The organism is Tropicimonas sp. IMCC6043, assembly GCF_004146235.1.
Lineage (GTDB): Bacteria > Pseudomonadota > Alphaproteobacteria > Rhodobacterales > Rhodobacteraceae > Tropicimonas.
Genome location: NZ_SELO01000159.1, coordinates 1 through 472 on the forward strand (window position 1 = coordinate 1; position 472 = coordinate 472).

Below are 472 nucleotides of genomic sequence, written 5' to 3' on the forward strand. Positions count from 1 at the left end.
CGATCGCTGTATTGCTGCTCGGATGGCGTGCGTGGTCGTGGCGCTGCCGTGACGTACCTGTCCCATAGGGCTTCCTTCCATTCCAGCGAATGGATCGCACCATCAAACCGTGGGATCAAACACCTAACGAAAAATAAACCATCTTCGCCCGATTTTTGCCCCGTTCCAGTTGTCTGGTGGCAAGCAGGCCAGTCGGGCATCGGAATGCCTCCGGTGCCTGGCAGGTCCTCGCGACAGACCAGACCAATTCATTTCGGAGACCATCATGAAACTCTTTCACCTGATCAAATCCTTCCGCAGCGACGAAGACGGCGCCGTGACCGTTGACTGGGTCGTGCTGACCGCCGCCATCGTCGGCCTCGGCATCGCAACGCTCGCCGTGATTTCCGGCGGCGTGGAAGACCTGTCCGGCGACATCTCGAACCAGCTCGCCGTCTCGCAGATCAAGACCACCTTCTGATCGCAGTCCGGC

At 59.3% G+C, this 472-nt stretch carries 2 protein-coding genes; one reads left to right on the forward strand and one right to left on the reverse strand.

Annotated elements, in window-relative coordinates; all coding sequences use genetic code 11:
• On the reverse strand, window positions 1-200 hold a 200-nt coding region (locus EU800_RS27395), incomplete at its 3' end, for a hypothetical protein (protein ID WP_207210026.1).
• A 65-nt stretch (window positions 201-265) separates the two neighbouring features.
• Here EU800_RS27395 and EU800_RS26225 point away from each other — a divergent pair.
• A complete protein-coding gene (locus EU800_RS26225) occupies window positions 266-460 on the forward strand; it encodes a pilus assembly protein (RefSeq protein WP_129636376.1) in 195 nt (64 codons plus the stop codon).
• Window positions 461-472: the final 12 nt, after the last annotated feature.